At 67.5% G+C, this 19,434-nt stretch carries 19 protein-coding genes and 1 pseudogene; 10 read left to right on the top strand and 10 right to left on the bottom strand.

Features of this window, described 5'->3' with window-relative positions:
- Positions 1 to 388 precede the first annotated feature (388 nt).
- Positions 389 to 712, bottom strand: a complete 324-nt coding sequence (locus tag E9536_RS37810; RefSeq protein WP_136472711.1) for a hypothetical protein — start codon at positions 710 to 712, stop codon at positions 389 to 391.
- Between the two features lie 208 nt (positions 713 to 920).
- On the opposite strand from E9536_RS37810, the gene E9536_RS37815 reads away from it, so the two are divergent.
- From E9536_RS37815 to E9536_RS37825, 3 genes are read left to right on the top strand one after another with little or no spacing between them, the layout of a single operon-like run.
- Positions 921 to 1,559 (top strand): DUF3274 domain-containing protein, encoded by a 639-nt coding sequence (locus tag E9536_RS37815; RefSeq protein ID WP_166741990.1) that lies wholly within the window; start codon positions 921 to 923, stop codon positions 1,557 to 1,559.
- Positions 1,556 to 3,022 (top strand): virulence factor, encoded by a 1,467-nt coding sequence (locus E9536_RS37820; protein WP_136472713.1) that lies wholly within the window; start codon positions 1,556 to 1,558, stop codon positions 3,020 to 3,022. Before E9536_RS37815 ends, E9536_RS37820 begins: the two co-directional genes overlap by 4 nt.
- 8 nt (positions 3,023 to 3,030) lie before the next feature.
- Positions 3,031 to 3,288 (top strand): PAAR domain-containing protein, encoded by a 258-nt coding sequence (locus E9536_RS37825; protein WP_136472715.1) that lies wholly within the window; start codon positions 3,031 to 3,033, stop codon positions 3,286 to 3,288.
- A gap of 422 nt (positions 3,289 to 3,710) precedes the next feature.
- Here E9536_RS37825 and E9536_RS37830 read toward each other — a convergent pair whose 3' ends face one another.
- The 3 genes from E9536_RS37830 to E9536_RS37840 all read right to left on the bottom strand — a co-directional run bounded on the left by E9536_RS37830 (position 3,711) and on the right by E9536_RS37840 (position 6,948).
- Positions 3,711 to 4,151, bottom strand: a complete 441-nt coding sequence (locus E9536_RS37830; RefSeq protein ID WP_247873557.1) for a hypothetical protein — start codon at positions 4,149 to 4,151, stop codon at positions 3,711 to 3,713.
- Positions 4,148 to 5,545, bottom strand: coding sequence for an enolase C-terminal domain-like protein (locus tag E9536_RS37835; RefSeq protein WP_136472717.1), 1,398 nt, complete (start codon positions 5,543 to 5,545; stop codon positions 4,148 to 4,150). The genes E9536_RS37830 and E9536_RS37835 overlap by 4 nt, the downstream gene beginning before the upstream one ends.
- Positions 5,546 to 5,607: 62 nt before the next feature.
- On the bottom strand, positions 5,608 to 6,948 hold the full coding sequence (locus tag E9536_RS37840; RefSeq protein ID WP_027788615.1) for an MFS transporter: 1,341 nt from the start codon (positions 6,946 to 6,948) through the stop codon (positions 5,608 to 5,610).
- A 186-nt stretch (positions 6,949 to 7,134) separates the two neighbouring features.
- Between E9536_RS37840 and E9536_RS42710 the strand changes: the two are divergent.
- From E9536_RS42710 to E9536_RS37855, 3 genes and pseudogenes are all read left to right on the top strand, one after another.
- Positions 7,135 to 7,341 (top strand): annotated as a pseudogene (locus E9536_RS42710) (glutathione S-transferase); the annotation flags it as partial.
- A 122-nt stretch (positions 7,342 to 7,463) separates the two neighbouring features.
- Complete coding sequence (locus E9536_RS37850; protein WP_136472719.1) at positions 7,464 to 8,090, top strand: DUF2239 family protein; 627 nt, start codon at positions 7,464 to 7,466, stop codon at positions 8,088 to 8,090.
- A gap of 17 nt (positions 8,091 to 8,107) precedes the next feature.
- Positions 8,108 to 9,445: a carotenoid oxygenase family protein gene (locus E9536_RS37855; RefSeq protein WP_027788612.1), complete on the top strand. Its 1,338-nt coding sequence runs from the start codon at positions 8,108 to 8,110 to the stop codon at positions 9,443 to 9,445.
- Positions 9,446 to 9,458: 13 nt separating this feature from the next.
- Here the strand turns inward: E9536_RS37855 and E9536_RS37860 are convergent, their stop codons facing one another.
- The 4 genes from E9536_RS37860 to E9536_RS37875 are packed head-to-tail and all read right to left on the bottom strand — an operon-like array spanning position 9,459 to position 13,721.
- Positions 9,459 to 10,625: an ABC transporter permease gene (locus E9536_RS37860; protein WP_059694370.1), complete on the bottom strand. Its 1,167-nt coding sequence runs from the start codon at positions 10,623 to 10,625 to the stop codon at positions 9,459 to 9,461.
- Positions 10,626 to 10,633: 8 nt separating this feature from the next.
- A complete protein-coding gene (locus tag E9536_RS37865; RefSeq protein ID WP_060084488.1) occupies positions 10,634 to 11,788 on the bottom strand; it encodes an ABC transporter permease in 1,155 nt (384 codons plus the stop codon).
- Between the two features lie 21 nt (positions 11,789 to 11,809).
- A complete protein-coding gene (locus E9536_RS37870) occupies positions 11,810 to 12,508 on the bottom strand; it encodes an ABC transporter ATP-binding protein (RefSeq protein ID WP_027788609.1) in 699 nt (232 codons plus the stop codon).
- A gap of 7 nt (positions 12,509 to 12,515) precedes the next feature.
- Entirely contained in the window at positions 12,516 to 13,721 is a 1,206-nt protein-coding gene (locus E9536_RS37875) for an efflux RND transporter periplasmic adaptor subunit (protein WP_136472721.1), read from the bottom strand.
- Between the two features lie 370 nt (positions 13,722 to 14,091).
- Between E9536_RS37875 and E9536_RS37880 the strand changes: the two genes are divergently transcribed.
- A complete protein-coding gene (locus E9536_RS37880; protein WP_027788607.1) occupies positions 14,092 to 14,325 on the top strand; it encodes a hypothetical protein in 234 nt (77 codons plus the stop codon).
- 79 nt (positions 14,326 to 14,404) lie between these two features.
- Here E9536_RS37880 and E9536_RS37885 read toward each other — a convergent pair whose 3' ends face one another.
- Positions 14,405 to 15,184, bottom strand: a complete 780-nt coding sequence (locus tag E9536_RS37885; RefSeq protein ID WP_136472723.1) for a Mut7-C RNAse domain-containing protein — start codon at positions 15,182 to 15,184, stop codon at positions 14,405 to 14,407.
- Positions 15,185 to 15,205: 21 nt separating this feature from the next.
- Here E9536_RS37885 and E9536_RS37890 point away from each other — a divergent pair, with 21 nt between their 5' ends.
- Both E9536_RS37890 and E9536_RS37895 read left to right on the top strand, forming a co-directional pair.
- Entirely contained in the window at positions 15,206 to 16,150 is a 945-nt protein-coding gene (locus E9536_RS37890; RefSeq protein WP_269139246.1) for an NAD(P)-dependent oxidoreductase, read from the top strand.
- A gap of 75 nt (positions 16,151 to 16,225) precedes the next feature.
- Entirely contained in the window at positions 16,226 to 16,867 is a 642-nt protein-coding gene (locus tag E9536_RS37895) for a LysE family translocator (RefSeq protein WP_059694362.1), read from the top strand.
- Positions 16,868 to 16,943: 76 nt separating this feature from the next.
- Here E9536_RS37895 and E9536_RS37900 read toward each other — a convergent pair whose 3' ends face one another.
- On the bottom strand, positions 16,944 to 18,227 hold the full coding sequence (locus tag E9536_RS37900) for an MFS transporter (protein ID WP_136472725.1): 1,284 nt from the start codon (positions 18,225 to 18,227) through the stop codon (positions 16,944 to 16,946).
- 97 nt (positions 18,228 to 18,324) lie between these two features.
- On the opposite strand from E9536_RS37900, the gene E9536_RS37905 reads away from it, so the two are divergent.
- The gene (locus E9536_RS37905; RefSeq protein ID WP_060175006.1) at positions 18,325 to 19,254 is read left to right on the top strand and encodes a LysR family transcriptional regulator; all 930 of its coding nucleotides are present in this window, start codon (positions 18,325 to 18,327) and stop codon (positions 19,252 to 19,254) included.
- Positions 19,255 to 19,434: the final 180 nt, after the last annotated feature.

Below are 19,434 nucleotides of genomic sequence, written 5' to 3' on the forward strand. Positions count from 1 at the left end.
GAATCAAGAACTTTGATCAGGTGGCCCCAAGCGGATCGAAACCTCATTCGCAATGCGAAGGTCGGGAGTTCGATCCTCCTCCGCTCCACCAACGGAATTTGAAAGGCCCGATCGCATGAGACAGGTAGGATAATTTTGCACCGGGTGCAGAGTTATGCTTCAGCTTAAAAGTGCAGCCTTATGCTTCGCATACAAAGCCGGCTTAAAGCCGGCTTTGTTGTTTTTACGCGACTTGCGATGGTCTACTTGGGCCGAACATATGCTGGGTGTGGTCTAGGCCCATGTCGGACGGCCACACACTCGAGGTGTCGAGAGCGGCAAGCGTTGGCGCACACGCCACTTCGCCTCCTGCATGGCTTACTGCGACTCTGGGACGTCTGGTTTTTGATCAGTTCCCTTTGATCCGGCGTATTCGGACATCTTCTCCAGAAACAGCGGCAAGAGATCGTGCTCGCTCCGCGAGCGCAATAAGTTGCCCTGCGGCCACCAAACCTAGAGCACCGGCGACACCAAGAGCCGTCCTGAGATCGTGGTCTGGGTAGTTTCCTTCCACTCGGCCAGGCTTGTGGCGACGGCTCACCTGCAAAAGGCCGGTATGGGTGAAATCGTTCATCTGAGTCCACGCGGATAATTTGAATCCTGAGAGGACACCTTCCGATGTCTCCGTGGTGTTTTCGTATTCCTTGATAAGCGCGCCGAACGACTTTTCCAAACGCCCTCTCTTGAACTTGGTTAGCTCTACGTCAGTTGCACAGGCGTGAAGCCAGAGACCTCTGACCAATGACTCCGACAGGACTCTAAGCAGCGCCATCATCGAACCGTAGAGCTCTGAGGAATGCAAAAGAGCGATAGCCGCTTGATGTTCGAGTGTGACGTCAAGGCATCCGATGGCGAGTTGTGATCGCTCATCGGCCGGAAGAGTGAGTCCGGATAACGATCCGGTGGCGGCTGCGCGAAACAAGAACAAGACAACCATCAACACGGCCGATCCGTATGACACATATAAGGCCAAAGGCAAGCATGCAGCCGAGATGGCACCCAAGGGTGACGCGGACAGTGAGGCATCTCAACGCTATGAGGACCATGCAATCGCGCGCATGGAGGCCCGTCACGACGACAATTCTGAGTGGGTCAAGAACGATGTGGTCATCGGAGAGGCTGGGCCCAACGCCCAAATGCCCGACGGGTATGAAAAATGGCGAAACAAGCAGATCGTGCATATCCTCGGCGAGGCTGTGAATAACCCGACGAACCACTCGACGATCATGACTAATCCAAAGCACGCCAGGTTGGCGCTGGCTTACGATGTCGCGATCGGCATTTGTCGCATTTCCCAGCAACAGTTGAACGACTTCAGAATCGAAGCGGATTGGCGATTTGGTCGGCAGTTAGATAAAAATAATTCGAACAGGCCTTATTCAGAGTACTTTAAGTTTGGCACGATGAAAAAAACATCGCTTGTGGATTGGATCGCAAATGACCAGGAGGCGACGCTGCCAGCTTCAATCGATGACACGCGCCAGGGTGGTGCGATGCTCGGAATCGGGGGAGCGTTATGAGATCGCTGTTTGCGTCCCGACCACGCCGGCTGGCACTGGCATTGTTCGGAGCACTCCTAGTGATTAGTATCGTTGCCGTTGAGGCGTTCAATCACGGTGCGCACACGCGAAGTATGGGAGAGGAAATGACTCGATGGATAGGACTGCCAGCATTGGCAGGAGTTGCAGTTTTCGCTTTTGTCACTGCATGGGCAGTACCAACAGTCGAGGCTGCTCAGACCGCTTCCGCACTGGCACCGTCGGCTCCTATGCAGGAGAAACCGTTTCTCGCCCAGGTCGTTGGGCTGGAATGGCTCAATCCACTGCAGCGCCGTGACTATCCGACGGAATGGCAACTGCTGTGGACGATGGGGCTGGTCAAGCCGAACAGGAACGACGATATGGTCAGAACGGATCCCAAAGGATTCAGTACAGTTCGCCCAGTCGCCGGTATCGCGTATGGCTCGAATGGAAGGGAAAGCTTCGATGGGTTCTATGAGAAGTATATTGACGCGTTTCTAGTATTGCTTTACAGCAAGTACGCCATGAATGGACAGTATTTTTATACGGTCCAGCCGTCCGAGAGGCGGCACTGGCGAGAGCTGGCGGGCATCCGTATTGAATTCGCGATTCCCTCACGACTGTCGCCACAGGAGGCGCGTTCGCACCTTAGCGATGAAATGATCACGGCCTTTTCAATTGGGAGCAAATCCTTCCCCGATCTGTGGAGTAAGGATACGCCTCCGGATATTCAACTCCACGTTGGCGGTGCCAATGCTGGTTTCGCGTCGCTGAACGCCGCGCTCGACTATCTGCAGGCGCACCCGCAGGAAAGCGTATGGGTGATGAACTGGGACGCGCCTAGCTTCCCACCCAAAGACGAGCAGATAAACGAAAACCTCACCGTGCTGTTTCTGGCGGGCCCTGATCTGAAGACTGAACGTGAGCCGCTCGGATGGATCGGTAAGGCTGCGACGGGCAAGGTGAGCGACTACGAGGCGAGGGCCGGGACCACGCGTGCAGTCCAGGCATGGAAGGCGACGATCGCACAGGCCGCCCATAACGCGAACGTCGAACCTGCAAGCATTCAGTTCGTCGTGCACGACGCGGGCAAGGGCAGCGATGCGGCCTCGGCGCGTCTGGCCTCGTTGTCGCAGACGCTCACGGAAACGCTGCCGGAGTTCGACTATAAGAAGCAGGTCTTCAATACGCCGGCGCTGCTCGGCGACATGGGCGCGGGCACGGCGCTGACAGACGTCGCGCTCGCGATCGGCCGGGTCAATCACTTCGGCGGCAATGCCCTGGTTGCGGGCACAACGGATGCGGGCCATCCGACTGCCGTTGTCGTTTTGCCGCCGTCGAAGCTCACGCCGATCAATCCAAATAGCGACTGGTTCCGTGCCCGCGGGGAAGACAACGCTTATCTGCCGTGGTGGGGGCGACGTCACGACACGAACTACGGCATTCAGGGCTATTCGTATTAAGGAGAAGCATGCGCGGCATCATTCGCGTAGGAGACGTCCATAGCCACGGTGGCCGTGTGGAGACCGGTGCCGCGAACAGTGAAGTCATGGGACGTGCAGTCGCCCGTCAGGGAGATCGCTGCACGTGCCCGCTGCACGGTGAGGTCGTGATCATCGACGGTGATGCCGGTTTCGACGTGGAGGGTGCACCCGCGTCGTTCGACGGTCACAAGACGTCGTGCGGCGCGGTACTCATTTCGTCAGTGCCTACGTCCGGACGTTCCTGAGCCGGGCGCGCGGGTGTATCCCGATTTCTGCCGGAGTATCACAACTGCTTCGTTCGATCCGTGCCTCTCCGCTGAGGGGCGCGGGTAGAGCGTTGGGGACATCTGTTCGACATTGGCAATCATCGAATCACCACGCATAACGAAATATGACCGTGAGCGTGTCGGTGCCGGATGAGGCTCGACACGACTGCGTAATCAATTCGTTCCCTGACTCGTCGCCAAGCAGGTCAGTGTTCCGTGTAAAAAAATCTCAGATGCAACCGACTGCTTGATGCGAGGCAGATCCGCGGGGAAGACGACGCCTATCCGCCGTGGTGGGGGGCGACGTCACGGCACGAACTACGGCATCCAGGGCTATTGGTACTGAGCGCGATTGCGAGCAAGTGGGGTAACGCGGTCAGCGTCGTGCGACGACGGGCGGGTCAGGTCAGCAATCCGTGAATGAACCTGAACGCCGGCACCGACAGCACGGCAAACGCCACCGTGATGGCCGCAAGGATCGCGATCCTCTTGCGCAGCAGCGCGAAGAGGGCGATCGACAGTCCGCAGAACACGCAGGTCAGAATGAGAACCCACCAGAGCGCAGCGTAGCCTGCACCGCCTTCGAAATTCGATACGTTCTGCGTGATCCGGGGCGCGGCATAACCAGCGACGGTCATGCTCGCGGGCAGGCACAGCACCGAATACAGCACGAAGACGACGATTTGCCGCGGTGTTGGGTCGGGAGACGTCATGGCGGGCGCTTCACGTTGGGTGAGAAGGGCGCCGAACCGTCCGCCAAGCGGGCCGGCTCGGGCAGCCGGCAGGATGCGGGCGTTTCCGGTGTTTGGCAACCACCGCCCACCGCCCACCGTCAGGCTCACCCCCGCCCGAAACTCGGCCGCTTCGGATCGTAAGTCCACCCCGGCACGAGATACCGCATCGCGACCGCGTCGTCGCGCGCCGTCCCGCCGACCGCGTTGTACAACGCATGCGCGGCCTCGACCTGCGCCATGTCGAGCTCGATCCCGAGCCCCGGCCGCTCCGGCACGGCCACCTTGCCGCCGACGATCGCGAGCGGCTCGCGCGTGAGCCACGCGTCGCCTTCCTGCCAGATCCAGTGCGTGTCGATCGCGGTGATCGTGCCGGGCGCGGCCGCCGCCGCATGCGTGAACATCGCGAGCGACACGTCGAAGTGGTTGTTCGAATGCGAGCCCCACGTGAGCCCCCAGTCGCGGCACAGCTGCGCGAGCCGCACCGAGCCCTGCATCGTCCAGAAATGCGGATCGGCGAGCGGGATGTCGACCGCCTGCAGCCGCACCGCGTGATCCATCTGCCGCCAGTCGGTCGCGATCATGTTGGTCGCGGTCGGAATCCCGGTCGCACGGCGGAATTCGGCCATCACCTCGCGGCCCGAATAGCCGTCTTCCGGCCCGCACGGGTCCTCCGCATACGCGAGCAGGTGGCCTTGGCCGCGGCACAGCGCGACGGCCTCGTCGAGCGACCACGCGCCGTTCGGGTCGAGCGTCGCGCGTGCGTCGGGGAAGCGCGCCTTGATCGCGGCGATCGCTTCCATCTCGTCGGCGCCGGCCATCACGCCGCCCTTCAGCTTGAAATCGGCGAAGCCGTAACGCTCGACGGCGGCTTCCGCCTGCCGCGCGATCGCGGCCGGCGTGAGCGCTTCCTCGTTGCGCAGCCGGAACCACGGGGCGCGCGCCTGCGCCTCGTCGCGATACGGCAGGTCGGTGCGGCCGCGGTCACCGATATAGAACAGATAAGCGAGCATCGGCACCGCATCGCGCTGCTGCCCTTCGCCGAGCAGCGCGGCGACGGGCACGTCGAGAAACTGCCCGAGCAGGTCGAGCAGCGCGGCCTCGATCGCGGTGATCACGTTGTCGAGCCGCAGATTGATCTCGTGCGGCTGGCGCAGCACGGCCGCCTCGCCGGCCGACGTCACCTCGTGCCGGATCGTGCGGCCCGCGCCCGGGCCCGTGCCGGACAGCGCCGCGCGCACCGCGTTGAGGGTGGCCTGATAGCGTCCGATCGACTGGCCGACCACGAGATCCGTCATGCGCTCGAGCGCGTGCCGGATGCCTTCGCCGCCCGGCACTTCGCCGACACCCGTGTGCCCGCTGCTGTCGTCGAGGATCATGAGGTTGCGCGTGAAGTACGGCGCGTGCGCGCCGCACAGGTTGAGCAGCATGCTGTCGCGGCCGGCAACGGGAATCACCCGCATGCGCGTGACGCGCGGGGTGCCGGCATGGCGGGATTCGGACATCGGTTCGCTCCTGGTTCCGGTGGTGCACGGGCCGCCGGCTGGGCCGGCGCGGCCCGCGCCGTTCATCGAAGCTCGACGCGGCGGATCTCGCCGACGACGAACACGTAGCAGATCACCGCGACGAGCGCGTGCGCGACCACATAGACGAGCGCGCCGTTGAACGAGCCGCTGCGGTCGACGATGTAGCCGATCGCGATCGGCGTCGTGATGCTGGAGAGATTGCCGCACGTGTTGAGCAGCGCGCCGCTCAATCCCGCGATCTGGCGCGGCGCGGTGTCGGCGTTGACGGCCCAGCCGAGCGCGCCGAGTCCCTTGCCGAAGAACGACAGCGCCATGAACAGCACGACGAGCACGTGCGAATCGGTGTAGTTGCAGACGATCATCGACATCGACAGCAGCATGCCGAACACGATCGGCACCTTGCGCGCGACCGACAGCGAGCGGCCCTGCCTGAGCAGCGCATCGGACACGATGCCGCCGAGAATCCCGCCGAGGAACCCGCACACGGCCGGGATCGACGCGACGAGCCCCGCGTTGAGGATCGACATCCCGCGCGCCTGCACGAGATAGACGGGAAACCACGTGATGAAGAAATAGGTGAGCGCGTTGATGCAGTACTGCGCGACGTACACGCCGACCAGCATCCTGTTCCTCAGCAGCGCCTTCACGTGACGCATCGACGGGCCGCCGTCGCGGCCGCCCGTCGCCTGGTCGATGTTGACGAGCGCACCGCCTTCGGCGAGGTAGTCGAGTTCCGCGCGGTTGATGGTCGGGTGGTCCTTCGGGTCGTACATCGTGCGGTTCCACACCAGGACGAACGCGAAGCCGAGCACGCCCATCACCGCGAACACCGACTGCCAGCCGAACGCGTGCACGAGCCAGCCCATCAGCGGCGCGAACACGACGGTCGCCGCGTACTGCGCGGCATTGAAGATCGCCGATGCGGTGCCGCGTTCGGCGGCCGGGAACCACGCGGACACGATCCGGCTGTTGGCCGGGAAGGACGGCGCTTCGGCCGCGCCGACCAGGAAGCGCAGCCCGAACAGCAGCGCGAACGCGGCCGCGCCGCCGAAAAAGCCGATCGTGCCCTGCAGCAGCGTGAACAGCGACCAGAAGAAGATGCTGAACGCATAGACGATGCGGGATCCATAGCGGTCCAGCAGCCAGCCGCCCGGCAGCTGCGCGACCACGTACGACCAGCCGAATGCGGAGAAGATGAAGCCGATCTGCACGTGGCTTAGGTGCAGCGCGCGGGCGAGGCTTGGGCCGGCGATCGCGATCGCGGCGCGATCCGCGTAGTTGATCGTCGTGACCGCGAACAGGACGGCCAGCACCAGCCAGCGCACGCGGGTGCGCCGGGCCGTTGCCGACGCGGACGCCGGCAGCGCGTGAAGCGGATTCATGACTGTCTCCTCCGAAGGGCGGAAGGTGCCGTCGTGCGGCTGGCGCGTCGAAAGCGCGCGTTTCTGGGTGACGGTGCTGCCGGCCGGAGGCCGGACGCCGAGGCCCGTGCGGGCCGGAGCGGGGCGTCCGGATCATTCTGTCATGTCGATATTTGCGCTTTCATGCCAATTACTGACTTGATCGATTCAGTCTTTGAATCGATCGGCCGCGACGCGTTCCCGCGCATCGCCGCGCTGCGGGCGCGGCTCGCCGACGATGCCGGCGTGCGATTCGCGCACGCCGTCGAGGAAGGCCTGCCGCTGCCGGCTTCGTCGGCGTTCGAGGGCCATGTTTCGCTCGACGACGTGCTCGCGAGCGTGCGCGGCGCGGCGACGCCTGCACTGAAGAACTGACCGCACCACGCGGTCGCACGCACGGCGGGAGGCTGGCGATATTTTTACCCGGATGATATTGACATTCAATTTATACCCGGATGAAAATGGCGCATTCCGATTCCTGCCTGCAGGCGACCACGATGACAACCTCCACGCTTCTTCCTTCGTACACGGTGTTCGACGGCCACCGGCGGCTCGCGACGGGCCCGCTCGTGTCGGTCGCGCTCGCGGCCCGGGAGGCCGGCGACGCGGCCGCCGGCACGATCCTGATCTTCGACGACGCGACCGGCCGCTCGATCGACCTCGACCTGCGCGGCACGTCGGACGAGATCCGCGCGCGCTTCGCGCCGCCGTCGGGCGACGACGCATCCGCAACCGTCGGCGAGCCGGCCGGCGCGGGCGAACCGCGCGGCCGCGGCCGGCCGAAGCTCGGCGTCGTGTCGCGCGAGGTCACGCTGCTGCCGCGTCACTGGGAATGGCTTGCCGCGCAGCCGGGCGGCGCGTCCGTCGCATTGCGCAAGCTCGTCGAGGACGCGCGGCGCACGCATGCGGCGGCCGATCGTCTGCGCGACGCGCAGGCGCGCGCCTACCACTTCATGTCGGCGATGGCGGGCGACCTGCCCGGTTTCGAGGAGGCCGCGCGCGCGCTGTATGCGAACGACCTGGCGCGGCTCGCCGGGCTGATCGCCGGCTGGCCGGACGACGTGCGCGACCATGCGCTCGCGCTGGCGCGCGGCGATCTGCCGCCGTCCACCGACGACTGCTGAAAGGAGCTTCCGACGCAATGACCGTATTCGACCTGAACCGTGGCGCGATCGCGCCGGTGGCCGACGAGGCCGATCTCGTCGACCTGCGCGTGACCGGCGCCGTCCCGCACGATCTCGACGGCACGTTGCTGCGCAACGGCCCGAATCCGCCGGGCGGCCGCTTCGAAGGGAACGACATGCTGTCGTGGTGGCCGGAAGCCGCGATGCTGCACGCGATCGCGTTCGAAGGCGGCCGCGCGACCGGCTACCGCAACCGCTGGGCACGCACGCAGCGCTGGGCCGCGGTGCATGCACCCGGGCAGGCGCCGCATCTTCCCGACACCAATCCGAACGTGAACGTGCTGCAGCATGCGGGCGAATTGCTCGCGCTGGCCGAAGGCGGCGCGCCGCTCGCGATCACGGCCGCGCTCGATTCGCTCGGCGCGCCGGCGCGGCACGCGGGCCTTGGCGGCGGGATGACCGCGCATCCGAAGGTCGATCCGGTAACGGGCGAGCTGATTGCCTTTCGTGCGGACTGGCGTGCGCCGTGGCTGCGCTACGGCGTGGCCGACGCGCAGGGCGTGCAGCGCGTCGAGATCGAAATCGACCTGAACGCGCCGTCGATGATGCACGACCTCGCGATCACCGAAACCCGCAGCCTGCTGCTCGACCTGAACGTCGGCTACGACTTCTCGCTGCTGAAGCAGGGCCACCGGATGCCGCTGCGCTGGCACGACGACCGGCCCGCGCGCATCGGCGTGATCCCGCGCCACGGCGGCGCGGTGCGCTGGTTCGGCATCGAGCCGTGCTTCATCCAGCACGTCGTGAACGCGTACGACTGCGACGCGTCGTGCATCGTGCTCGATGCGGTGCGTTATCCGTGGTTCCTGCGGCTCGACGCGCGCACGGGCCGCTTCGCCGACAACCCGGTCGGCGAGCTGTGGCGCTACGTGATCGATACGGCGAACGGGCTGATCGACGAAGGGCCGCTCGCCGACGGCGGCATCGAGATGCCGCGCATCAACGAAAGCCGCACGGGGCGCCGCTACCGCTACCTGTATGCGGTGGAACAGCCGAACAATGCGGAAATGCGCGGCGTGATGCGCTTCGACCACGCGAGCGGCACGACGACGCGCTATGCGGTGCCGGCCGGCGACCAGAACAGCGAGCCGGTGTTCGTGCCGCGCCCGGGCGGCGTCGACGAGGACGACGGCTGGCTGCTGGTGATGGTCTACCGCGCGGCGACGGATACCAGCGACGTCGTGATCCTCGATGCGCGCGCGATCGACGCGGGGCCGGTCGCGACCGTGCACCTGCCGCGCCGCGTGCCGGCCGGGTTCCACGGCGCGTGGGTGCCGCGCGAGCGTCGAACGTGAGCGGCGGCGCGCGTCACTGCGCGCGCAGCGCGTCGACGATCTTCAGCCGCGCGGCGCGCATCGCCGGCAGGAACCCGCCGACGAGCCCCATCACGAGCGAGAACAGCAGCGTCTTCACGACGATCGCGGGCGTCAGCACGAAGCGGAACGACAGGTCCGCGAAGGTCTGGAAGTTGGTCGTCGAGAACGACGCGAACTGCATCAGCGACGCGCACGCGAGCCCCGCGACGCCGCCGACGAAGCCGAGCAGCAGCGCTTCGAGCAGGAACGCGGCGAGCACGTTCCTGCGCTTGAAGCCGAGCGCGCGCAGCGTGCCGATCTCGGCGACGCGGTTCGCGACCGATGCGTACATCGTGATCATCGCGCCGATCATCGCGGCGATCGAGAAGATCGTCGACAGCGTGATGCCGAGGATGTTGATGAACTTCGACAGCGCCTTCGACTGGTCGCCGTAGAAGGTCTGCTCGCGTTTCGCCTCGTCGGTCAGCCGCGGGTCGACGTCGATGTCGGCCTTGAAGCGCGCGAAGCCGTCGGCGCTCGGGATGCGCAGCACCATCGACGAATAGCTGGTGCGCCGGAACGACTGCATCAGCTGGTCGACGTCGCCCCAGATCTCCGAATCGAAGCCGCTGCCGCCCGCGTCGAAGATGCCGACGATGGTCCAGTCGCGTTGCGCAAAATGCAGGCTGTCGCCGAGCTGCGTGCCGCTGAAGCCTTTCGCGATCGCGCTGCCGACGATGATTTCCGACGAGCCGGGCGCGAACATGCGGCCGGCGGCGAGCGTCACGTGCGGGCGCAGCGCGAGGCCGGCCGGCGACACGCCGCGGATCACGACGTTTGACGGCTTGCCGGTCGACGTCTTCACCAGCGAGATCAGCACGACCGCTTCCTTCGACACGAGCGGCCGGCCGTCGGGGCCGGGCGCGACGGCCGGGTGCATCTCGAGCGCATTGGCCTGCTGATGGTCGATCGAGCTCTGGATCTCGGTTTCGGCGCCCTTGCGGATCACCACCGCGTTGTCGGGTTCGCCGGTCGAGACGAGCGTCTTCGTGAGCCCCGCGTCGAGCATCTGCACCGTCGCGAACACGAAGATCACGAGCGCCATCCCGCCGGCGGTCAGCGCGGTGGTGAGCCGCCGGGTCCACAGGTTGCGCGCGATGTAGTTGAGCGGGATGGCCATGCGTGTCGTTATCCGATCGCCCGCAGGCCTTCGACCACACGCACGCGCGCCGCCTGCCACGCCGGCACGATCGCGGCCGCGAAGCCGACCGCGACCGAGCACGCGGCCTGCAGCGCGACCGTCCCGGTCGACACCTTGAACACCGGGAAGATGCCGCCCGCCGCCTGCTTGAACAGGCTCGCGGCGGGCGGTGTCGCGAGGATCCCGAGCCCGCCGCCGGCCACCGCGATCACGACCGATTCGCCGAACACGATCAGCGCGAGGAACCCGGGGCCGAAGCCGAGCGCCTTCAGCGTCGCGTATTCGGCCGTGCGTTCGCGCGCGCTCATCGCCATCGCGTTGGCCATCACGGCCATGATGATCAGGATCACCACGTACGACACCAGGCGGATCGCCGCGATGATCTGGTTCGACATCGCGACGAAGCCGAGCTGGAACGCCTGCTCGGTTTCGGTCAGCGTCTCGGCGAGCGAGTTCTTGAACACGGCGTCGACGTTGCGTGCGATCGCCGCGCCGTCGTCGGGGTTCGCGACGCCGAGCACGAATACGCCGACCTGGTCGGCCTGCTTCGGCGTGCGCTGCCGCACCGTCTCGTTCAGGTATTCCCAGTGAAACACCAGCTGGCGCGTGATCGTCGAATCGTCGCGGCCGTCGAGAATCCCGCGCACGACGAAGTCCCACGTACCCGGATAGATCGTGCCCTTCAGCGGGATCACGTCGCCGACCTTGAAGCCGAACTGATCCGCGAGCTGGCGCCCGACCAGGCAGCCGCGCCGGTCGCGGTTGTAGTCGGCGCGCTGCTGCCCGGGCACGATGAATTCCGGGTACAGGTCGAGGTAGTTGTCCGATACCGCGAAGCTCGCGAAGAAGTTCTTCGGGTCGCGGTAGATGCCGCCGAACCAGTTCGAGCGCACCACGGCCGTCACGCCTTCGACGCCGCGGATCCGGTTCTCGTAGCTCACGGGCAGCGGAAACACGAGCGAGATCGCGTTGCGCGTGACGAGCCGCCCGCTGGACGCGGCGGCCGCGCCCGCGTACCACGCGTCGACCACCGTATGCAGCAACCCGAACGCGAGCACCGCGATGGTGAGCCCGAGCACGGTCAGCAGCGTGCGCAGCCGGTGCCGCAGCGCGTTGCGCGCGATCAGCTTCAGCACGTACATCGCGCGCGCTCCCGCAGCCGGTCAGCCGGCGTGCCCATCGATCAGCTCCCCTTTTTCCAGGTGCACGAGCGAGCGCGCGGCGCCGGCCGCGTGCGCGTCGTGGGTCACCATGATGATCGTCTTGCCGAGTTCGGCGTTCATCCGCTGCAGCATCGCGAGCACATCGGTGGCCGACGCGCGGTCGAGGTCGCCGGTCGGCTCGTCGGCGACGATCAGCACGGGGTCGGTGATCAGCGCGCGCGCGATCGCGACGCGCTGCTGCTGGCCGCCCGACAGCTCGGACGGGTAGTGGCTCGTGCGGTCGCCGAGGTTCACCATGTCGAGCACGAGCTCGACGCGCTCGCGCCGCTCGCGGCGCGACAGGTGCGTGAGCATCAGCGGCAGCTCGACGTTCTCGAACGCGGTGAGCACCGGCATCAGGTTGTAGAACTGGAAGATGAAGCCGACGTTCGCCGCGCGCCATTCGGCCAGTTGCGCCTCCGCGAGCAGCGAGATGTCGAGCCCGCCCACGCGCAGCTCGCCGCTGTCGGGCCGGTCGATGCCGGCCACGAGGTTCAGCAGCGTGCTCTTGCCGGAGCCGGACGGCCCCATCAGCGCGACGAAGTCGCCTTCGCCGATGTCGAGCGTGATGTCGGTCAGCACGGGCACGATCTGGTTGCCGCGCCGGTACGACTTCGCGACGTGGCTGAGCTCGACGAGGGGCGGCGGGGCGTCGTTCACGCGTGCGCTACTTCTTCGCGACGGCCACTTTCGCGCCGTCCTTCAGCTTCGTGCCCGGCGCGAGCACGACCGTGTCGCCGGGCTTCACGCCGCGGATCGCGACGAGCTCGCCGATCCGCATGCCGGCGGTCACGGCGGTTGCATGCACGACGTCGTCCTTCACGACGAACACGACCGGCCGGCCGTCGCGCTCGACCACCGCGCTCGCCTGCACGGCCGTCACGGGCTGCCGGTCCTGCGCCGACACCGGCTTCGACAGGAACGCGATCTTCGCGCTCATGTCGGGCAGCACGCGCTCGTCGCGGTCGACGAAGCGCACCTTCACGAGCACGGTGGCCTTCGAGCGGTCGACGGTCGGCACGATGCGCGACACGCGGCCCGCGAAGCGCATGTCGGGCAGCGCGTCGAGCTGGATCTCGCACGGCTGCTCGGCGCGGATCTTCGCGATGTTCGATTCGGCGACGTCGGCTTCGACCTCGAGCGTGTCCATGTCGGCGATCGTCACGACCGCGCCCTTGCTGTCCGACGCGGACGAGAACGGCGTGATGTTGTCGCCGACGTTCGCGTGTTTTGCGAGCACGATGCCGTCAAACGGCGCGCGGATCACCGTCTGGTCGACCGCGACCCGCGCGGCCTGCGCGTTGGCCTCGGCGGACGCGATCGCGGCCTGGTCGCTGCTGAGCGATGCGCGCGCCTTGTTCACGCGGGCCGTGTCGATGTCGAGCTGCGCGGCCGGCACGGCGCCCTTCGGCGCGAGCGCCGCGGTGCGGCGGAACGCGATTTCGGCGTCCTTCAGCTCGGCCTGCTGCACGCCGAGGTTCGCGCGGGCGACCTTCACCTGGGCGAGCGCCTGCGAAAGCGATGCCTCGACGTCGCGGCTTTCGAGCCGCGCGATGATTTCGTCCTTTTTCACGCGCGTGCCTTCCAGCACGCCGAGCCATTCGACGCGCCCCTGGCCCTTCGACGCGACCGCGGCCTTGCGCTGCGGCACGACGTAACCGGTCGCATTGAGCTGCGTGTCGTTCTGGTACGGGTAGGCGGACGTGACGGTGGTGGTATCGACGGCCGGCCGGCCGGTCAGCGCGAGGCCGGCGGCGATCGCGACGACGACGATCGCGGCGGCGGCCGCATAGCGGGGCCACCGGCGCGGGCGGGGCGCCGATGCGAGCGGACGCCGGTCGATCTTCAGTTTGTCCAGATTGTGATCGGGCAATTTGAGCGCCTCGAGACGGCGGCGGCCCCGTATCGGTATCGGGGCCGGCCGCGATCCGGTTTCCGGGGAAAGGGACGGATGGACGCCAGTATAAGCGTCGCCCCGACGGCGTGCGAGCGGGTTGCGGCGCCGCTGCGACGGCCGGCGGATCGGTTACGGACAGGGAAATACGGGTACGCCTCCGGGGAAACCCGAAGGGTGCAAGCAACGTGTCAACTCGCCGCGAATGCGGTGCGTTATGGAACCAGTGCGTCAGGTTTTGTCGCGACGGAACGGCGGAAGCCGGCCTCGCGGCCTGGGGCTCCGATGCGAATGCCTCGCATCTTTACTTACCGGTACGTTTGATTTTTTCTCCGCTAAAGGAAGAACAATGAAGAAGACGCTCGCTTCGATCATCGCTGCAGCATTCGCGCTCGCATCGGTTTCGGCATTCGCACAGGAAGCAGCATCGGCACCGGCAGGCGACACGTCGGCTGCTGCACCCGCCAAGAAGGATCACAGCAAGCCGAAGCACCAGCTGAAGCACCACGGTTCGAAGAAGGGCCAGGCGAAGGCTGCAGCCGCATCGGCCGCCGGCACGAACGACGCAGGCACGCAGAACTGAGCGGCTCGCCGCCACGGCCGGCGTTGCCGGTCATCGGTCGGCCAACCCCGCATGCTCCGGCATGCGGGGTTTTGTTTTTTCAGGCGCCCGATTCGCCCGATTCGCCCGGTTCGTCGAGCCGGCCGGGCGGCGGCGCGCGCATCGCGTCGACCACCGTGCGCATGCGCCGCCAGTGCGAGCCTTCCCAGAACACGCGCCGGCACACGTCGCACGCGGCGAAGCGCCGGTGCCGCTGCCGGACGCCGGCCGGCACGCGCGGCGCGGCGGCGGCCGCGTCGAGCGGATGCAGCGGGGCGTTGCAGCGCAGGCATAGCCGGAACGGGCGCATGTGCGGCGCGAGATCGAGCCGCTCGAACAGTTCGCGCAGCTGGTCGGCCGGCTGCAGCGCGTGCAGGTAGCAGCCGCGCTCGACCGCACGCCGCTTGAGCAGCTCGCGGTCGCGGGTCAGCACGATCCGGCCCTCGCGCGCGGCGAGCGCCGCCAGTTCGTCGTCGCGGTAGTGGTTGTCGTAGCAGGTGTCGAAGCCCGCGAGGCGCAGCAGTTGCGCGAGGCCGCCGAGATGCGCGTCGGCGACGAAGCGCCATGGCCCCGGTGGCGGCGCGGCGACTCCGCGGGCTGCCGGTTGCGCGCGCTCCGGAAAGGCTTCGACCCGGTCGCCGTCGTCGAGCGGCCGGTCGAGCGCGGCCGGCACGTCGTTGATGCACAGCCGGCCGATTTCGGTATGCGGGACGCCGAGCGCCTCGATCGCGTGCTTCACCGTCGCATCGCGCGCGCAGGCGTGCCCGAACGCGCGGTCGCGCTGCGCGCGCGGGAGAAACGCGTTCAGTTCGTCGTGGAAGCGGAAGGTCGCGATCGCCATGCGCGCAGTATGGCACCGCGCATGGCCGGCCGCGTGCCCTGCAGGCACCCCGCATCTGTGTTTAACTCCCCGCTTCACGGAGCGAAGGAGCGGGAAATGGATCTCGGATTTATCGGGCTGGGCGAAATGGGGCAGGCAATCGCGACGAACCTGCTGAAGGCCGGACACACGGTGCGGGTCTGGAACCGGTCGCGCGAGCGCGCCGAGCCGCTGGCCGCGGTCGGCGCGCAGATCGTCGACACGCCGGCCGACGCGTTTCGCGGCGACGCGGTGTTCTCGATGCTGGCCGACGATGCCGCCGCGCGCGAGATCTTCGACGATGCGCTGCTCACGCAGGCGCCGCGCGGCCTGATCCACGTCAACATGGCGACGGTGTCGGTCGCGCTGGCCGAATCGCTCGCGCACGCACATGCGTCGCGCGGCATCCATTACGTCGCCGCGCCGGTGATGGGGCGCCCCGATGTCGCGGCCGCCGCGCGCCTGACGATCATGGCGGGCGGCCCGGCCGAGGCGATCGACCGCGTGCAGCCGCTGTTCGACGCGATCGGCCAGAAGACCTGGCGGTTCGGTTCGCTGCCGCAGCACGCGAACGTCGCGAAGATCGCCGCGAACTTCACGCTCGCGTCGGCGATCGAGACGCTCGGCGAGGCGTCCGCGCTGCTGGGCGCGCACGGCGTCGCGATGCGCGACTTCCTCGACGTGATCACCGGCAGCGTGTTTCCGGGGCCCGTCTACGAGGGTTACGGCTCGATGATCGCCGAGCGGCGCTACGAGCCTGCGCGCTTCAAGGCGCGCCTCGGGCTGAAGGACGTTCGCCTGGCGCTGGAAGCCGGCGACGCCGTGTCGGTGCCGCTGCCGGTGGCGAGCGTCGTGCGCGACAACCTGCTCGACGCGCTTGCGCACGGCGGCGGCGAACAGGATTTCGCGGTGCTCGGCGAAGTCGCGCTGCGCCGCGCGGGCCGCTGATCCGCCCCGCGACAGAAGTCGGGCGCACCGGCATAATCGACGTTTCGTTTTCCTTGCATCGAGGCAGAGGCGTTCATGAACTTGCATACGTGGTGGCTTTTCGTGGCGACGGTGTTCGTCGTGTCGGCGATTCCGGGCCCGAACATGCTGCTGGTGATGACGCACGGCGCGCGCCACGGGCTGCGGCGTTCGGCATGGACGATGGCAGGCTGCCTCTCCGCGCTGGTGCTGATGCTGTCGGTGTCGGCGGCGGGCCTCGGGGCCGTGCTCGAGGCTTGGCCGGCGATGTTCAACACGTTGCGCTTCGCGGGCGCGGCCTACCTGATCTACCTCGGCGTGAAGGCGTGGCGCGCACGCGTGGACGACGAGCAGCCTGCCGCCGACGTCGAAACCGTGCCGCGCCAGGCCACGCCGGCATCGCGCGGGGTGCTGTTCCGCAACGGTTTCCTGGTCGCGGGCAGCAACCCGAAGGCGATCCTGTTCGCGGCCGCGCTGCTGCCGCAGTTCATCAACGCGGCCGAGCCGACGCTGCCGCAATTCGGCATTCTCGTCGTCACGTTCGCGGTGATCGAGGTGAGCTGGTATCTCGTCTACGCATCGTTCGGCACGCGCATCGGCGCGACGCTGAAGAGCCAGAGCGTTGCGAAGATCTTCAACCGGCTGACGGGCGGACTGTTCGTCGGCTTCGGTGCGATGATGGCGCTGGTCCGTCACTGATTTCGATCCGACGCCGGTGCGCCGAACGCCCCGTCCCTCGCGAGAGGGCGGGGCGTTCCGCTTTTTGGGGCTCGCCTCAGGCGCGCGGGCGAGTCAATGCCGCTGCGCCGGCGTCGCGTCCGGCCGAGCGCCCGAAGACGGCGGCCGCGCCGGCGAACGCGAACCCGACGCCGCACACCGCGCTCCACCCGCCCCACGCCCACGCACTGCCTGCGAGCGCCGCGCCGAGCGCGCCGCCGATGAAGAACAGCCCGACGAACAGCCCGTTCAGGCGGCCGCGTGCGGCCGGGTTCAGCAGGTTGATCGCGCGGCGGCCGATCGTCTGGTCGACGATCACGCCCGCGTCGAGCAGCGCCGCGCCGCCGGCCAGCAGCGCGAGCGCGAGGCCGCGATGCGCGTGCGCGTCGAAGCCGAACCAGCCGGCACCCGCGATCCCGAGCAGGGCGAGCGCCACGAGCATCGTGCCGTGCGCGATCCGCTGCGCGGCCGGCCCGTGACCGCGGTCGCCGGCGCGGCCCGCGAGCGGCGTGACGATCGCGCCGCTCGCGCCGGCGAACGCGAACCACGCGATCCCGTGCAGGTCGAGGCCGAACGGCGGCTGCGCGAGCCGCAGCCCGACCGCGGTCCAGAATGCGCTGAACGCGGCCATCGCGAGCGCGGCCGACAGTGCATGCCGGCGCAGCACCGGCTCGTCGGCCAGCAGGCGCCCCATCGACGCGAGCAGCGCGCGGTAGCCGGCCGTGATCGACGGCGTACGCGACGGCAGGCGCAGGGCCAGCACGACGGCGATTGCAGCGTTCGCAAGCGCGGCCAGCAGATAGAAGCCGCGCCAGCCGGCCGAGCCCGCGATCAGGCTCGCGAGCGGCCGCGACAGCAGGATGCCGAGCATCAACCCGCTCATCACGTTGCCGACCGCGCGGCCGCGCTGCGCCTCGGGCGCCATCGACGCGGCCATCGGCACGAGCATCTGGATCACGCTCGACGCGGCACCGGCCACGAGGGTGGCGAGCAGGAATACGGTGCCCGAGCGCGTGAACGCGGGCAGCGCGAGTGCAGCCGCGCATGCGGCCAGCGTCGCGACGATCAGGCGGCGGTTCTCGAGCAGGTCGACGAGCGGCACGAGCAGCACGAGCCCGGCCGCGTAGCCGAGCTGCGGCAACATCGCGACGAGGCCGGCAAGGCCGGGCGGCAGATGCAGATCGGCGCTGATCGGGCCCGTCAGCGGTTGCGCGGCGAACAGGTCCATCACGATCACGCCGACCGTCGCGGCGAAGAACAGCGTCATGCCCGCGCTCAACGCGGGCGGCGTGCCGGCGGGCATGCGGACGGCGGCGGGGCAAGGGTTGGCGGGGCAGTTCATCGGAAGCCTGGCGAGTGAGTCGAAGGAGTCCCCATCGTAGGTGCCTGATGTTTATGCGACAATTGAAATATCTCTAATATGATTATGCGAGTTTGTTTTGAATACGCGTGATCTCCAGGCGTTCGTCGCGGTGGTCGACAGCGGGTCGATGGTCGCCGCAGCCGCGAAGCTCCACCTGACGCAGCCGGGCCTGACGCGGCGCGTGCAGAATCTCGAAACGCTGCTCGGCATGTCGCTGCTCGAACGGCAAAGCAAGCCGCTGAAGCCGACTGCCGCCGGGCGCGACGTCTACGCGCTCGCGCGCAACGTGCTGGGCGCGGTCGACGAGCTGATGGCGGCGGGCGCGCCGGACAGCGAGCCGTCCGGCGAGCTGCGCATCGGCGTGCCGCCGTTCCTGTCCGAGCTGGCGCTCGAGCAGCCGATCGACCGGCTGCGCGACGCGTTCGGGCGCCTCACGCTGCGCGTGACGGCCGGCTGGTCGCCGGCGCTGATGCAGGGCGTCGAGCGCGGCACGCTCGACGTCGCGGCCGTGATGGTGCCGGCGAGTTCGGTACTGCCCGATACGTTCACGTCGACGCTGCTCGGCACCCAGCCGACGGTGCTCGTCGCCGCGCGCGACTTTCCGCTGCCCGACGGCCCGTTGTCGATCGACATGCTGTCGCGTTTTCCGTGGGTGCTGAGCCAGGACGGCTGCGGGATGCGTTCGGCGCTGAGCCGCACGCTCGGCGCGGCCGGGCTGCCGTTCGACGTCGCGGTCGAGGCATTCGGCTCGGAGCTGCAGCTGTCGCTCGTCGCGCGCGGCGCGGGCATCGGCATCGCCGCGCCGAACGCGCTGGCGCGCAGCGCGCACCGCGACGCGCTGAGGGTGGTGGAAACGGCGGGACTCGAGACGCGGATCAACGTGTGGATCGTGCACGGCGCGCTGCCGGGCCGGCTGGTGCGGCCCGTCGCGCTGCTGCGCGATGCGCTGGGCGAAGTGCTCGACCGGGAAAACAGGGTGGGGTCAGATGCAGTGAAGGCGATCTAGAGTCGGCATTCGAGGGAAAGTCCGTATTTTCTCTACGGAAATGTTGCAATGCGGAAACCGATTCGCTAGAATTGCACCTGTCTCCTCCATGTCTCCTCTGATATGGATTCAGCCCGCCTCTTAGGCGGGCTTTTTTTTGCCTGCGATTTTGCCGCGGCATGCCATGCGTCGTCCGTCGCG

Source organism: Burkholderia sp. LS-044 (genome assembly GCF_004803625.1).
GTDB classification, from domain to species: Bacteria; Pseudomonadota; Gammaproteobacteria; order Burkholderiales; family Burkholderiaceae; genus Burkholderia; species Burkholderia cepacia.

What these genes read in the sequence shown, in the direction of transcription:
- E9536_RS37820 (WP_136472713.1), top strand. Translation starts at nt 1,556, where the DNA reads ATGAGATCGCTGTTTGCGTCCCGACCACGCCGGCTGGCACTGGCATTG.
- E9536_RS37825 (WP_136472715.1), top strand. Translation starts at nt 3,031, where the DNA reads ATGCGCGGCATCATTCGCGTAGGAGACGTCCATAGCCACGGTGGCCGT.
- E9536_RS37835 (WP_136472717.1), bottom strand. Translation starts at nt 5,545, where the DNA reads ATGTCCGAATCCCGCCATGCCGGCACCCCGCGCGTCACGCGCATGCGG.
- E9536_RS37840 (WP_027788615.1), bottom strand. Translation starts at nt 6,948, where the DNA reads ATGAATCCGCTTCACGCGCTGCCGGCGTCCGCGTCGGCAACGGCCCGG.
- E9536_RS37850 (WP_136472719.1), top strand. Translation starts at nt 7,464, where the DNA reads ATGACAACCTCCACGCTTCTTCCTTCGTACACGGTGTTCGACGGCCAC.
- E9536_RS37855 (WP_027788612.1), top strand. Translation starts at nt 8,108, where the DNA reads ATGACCGTATTCGACCTGAACCGTGGCGCGATCGCGCCGGTGGCCGAC.
- E9536_RS37860 (WP_059694370.1), bottom strand. Translation starts at nt 10,625, where the DNA reads ATGGCCATCCCGCTCAACTACATCGCGCGCAACCTGTGGACCCGGCGG.
- E9536_RS37865 (WP_060084488.1), bottom strand. Translation starts at nt 11,788, where the DNA reads ATGTACGTGCTGAAGCTGATCGCGCGCAACGCGCTGCGGCACCGGCTG.
- E9536_RS37880 (WP_027788607.1), top strand. Translation starts at nt 14,092, where the DNA reads ATGAAGAAGACGCTCGCTTCGATCATCGCTGCAGCATTCGCGCTCGCA.
- E9536_RS37885 (WP_136472723.1), bottom strand. Translation starts at nt 15,184, where the DNA reads ATGGCGATCGCGACCTTCCGCTTCCACGACGAACTGAACGCGTTTCTC.
- E9536_RS37890 (WP_269139246.1), top strand. Translation starts at nt 15,206, where the DNA reads ATGGCCGGCCGCGTGCCCTGCAGGCACCCCGCATCTGTGTTTAACTCC.
- E9536_RS37895 (WP_059694362.1), top strand. Translation starts at nt 16,226, where the DNA reads ATGAACTTGCATACGTGGTGGCTTTTCGTGGCGACGGTGTTCGTCGTG.
- E9536_RS37900 (WP_136472725.1), bottom strand. Translation starts at nt 18,227, where the DNA reads ATGAACTGCCCCGCCAACCCTTGCCCCGCCGCCGTCCGCATGCCCGCC.